The 2162-nt window shown below is 40.1% G+C and carries 1 protein-coding gene and 1 pseudogene; both read left to right on the forward strand.

Translation table 11 applies throughout. From position 1 onward, the window contains the following. Positions 1–252: pseudogene (locus AC5KOD_RS02785) on the forward strand (hypothetical protein); the annotation flags it as partial. 22 nt (positions 253–274) lie between these two features. Beyond that, a partial coding sequence (locus tag AC5KOD_RS02790; RefSeq protein WP_496913015.1) for a SpaA isopeptide-forming pilin-related protein occupies positions 275–2162 on the forward strand: 1888 nt, incomplete at its 3' end.

Genomic DNA, 2162 nt, shown 5'->3' on the forward strand with positions numbered 1-2162 from the left:
GATGGCTATTTTTATTACAAGAAAGCCTTAGGCTATCAAGAGACCACTCCTGCCTTATTTAGTCAAGTGACCTTAAACAAGGCCAACCTAACAGAGGCTTATACAGGAGCAGCCATCACAATTGAAGTGAAAGTCGAAGGGATTAACACGACGGCTTATGGCTACCGCGATGCGTGGTGGCAGGGAACGACACCGACAAGTGGGGCATTGAAACTGATTGACGATCAATTGAAAGGGTTTGTGCAACGATGACTAGACCTAGAAAGGATGTAAGATGTTAACTAAACAAAACACTCTTAATGTTATATGGAAATTAGCCCTGATGACTGTTTTTTTTGTCACAGGTGCCCAGCCCTCTTTTGCCCAGATTCATCAAGAGGTTGATTTCAATAATCCACCTGTTTTTCCTTCGGATGAACCTGGAATTATCATTACTAAACCAGCAGAAGTAGTGAAACCAGTTATTACAGTTGAAGGAGATACAACATCGTACACCAATACCAGATTTTCTGTCCCAACCGATTCTTGGCTGAAGCAAGGACGTAAAATAAGTATCACGAATAGAACAAAATGGAAACCCACTAACAAAATTACGGTTACTTATAAAGAGCCACAGGGAACGTACAATGGTCGCCCCATTTATGCAGTGGTTGTTATTAATAATGGCATTATTCAAAATTGGCGAAAAACAATTGCAGAAATTGAGATAGGTGATTCAATGTATTCAGGCTACAGACTTGTCGTTGATATGATGCAAGTTGAGATGACAATTCAATTTTATTATATGGACACTAATCAATTAGTTGACCTAGCCACGACGACACCTAACTCGTATTTAACTGTCAATTCACTTAACTATGGTGCAGATAAAACAACAACTCCTGTAAGTGTATTAAATACAGAGTATGTCAACTACTATCATAGTAATCCCAATTTACATGTGTATACAATAAAGAGTGGAGGCGTTGGCTCGCTACGTAATTCTAACGACAGTGGACATACGCCTGTTTGGGCGGGTGTTAATGATAGTCTTGAGGGACACGACAACCCTGATGATCCAGAGTTTAAAAAAGGCTCCGCTTCTTTTGAAGTAAAAGGTAGCACCCATAAATTTATTGTGGGGTTATATCAAAAAAGAGCAGGACGAGCGACGATGTGGTACTCCATAGGCACTCAAAGTTTATTTGATCCTTATGTGACACCACCGACTAAGACTGTTCAAAAGACTATTGGGGGAGCAAGCATTGATACGAATGCCTTACTGAACGGAGACACTTTTTATTACACAGTTAAACAAAAAGTCGGTTTAATGGGATCTGATATGTTTGAAAAATATATTGCATTTGATTTTATGGACGAATTACCTCCTGAAGTCGAGCCAGTTGAAGCCCCGGTTTTATTAAATTCAGCAGATGCCAATATTTCTGCAGGAAATGGCACTCCAAGTAACGTGTTAAACTCGACAACAGGAAGATGGACCACGAAATTTGTGACGAATGCTAATTTTCGAAATAATGTGATGAAATATGCAAATGAAACATATTCAATGCGGGTCAAGGTAAAAGTTAAGGCCCAGGCTAAAGTAGGAACTAAATTTGAAAATGTGGCAAAGACATTAGTCTCACGAACCACAAAGGAAACTAATAAAGTTAGTAATTTTATTCCCAAGGGAGCTATTCAAGTCATTAAAACAGATGATACAGGGAAATTACTTGAAGGAGCCTCTTTTGTGGTGAAAAACGCTGCAGGAACTGAGGTTGGAAGCGGCAAAACAAACCCTAATGGTGTTTATGAGCTTGCTGATTTGCCACTTGGTAATTATACAGTAACAGAAACTATTGCGCCTGCTGGTCATAATTTGGCAAGTCCAGCTTTTCAAACCAAGGCTGTAGTAAATAATGGTGTGACGAAGTTCGAATTTGAAAATGATCGACAAGCAAAGATAGTGGTAGAAAAGCGGGATAAAGAAACTAAAGCACTTCTAGCAGGAGCGACCTACGAGGTGAAAAATGGTGCAGGAGCGGTCGTTGCTCAAGGGACGACCACAGCAGGAGGAACGATTAAGACAGGCTACTTGTCAGCAGGAACCTATACGGTAATAGAAACAGTGGCTCCAATGAATTATAAACTGGCAAGTCCAGCGACTCAATCGGTAACTCTCA

Source organism: Vagococcus sp. WN80Y (genome assembly GCF_059621045.1).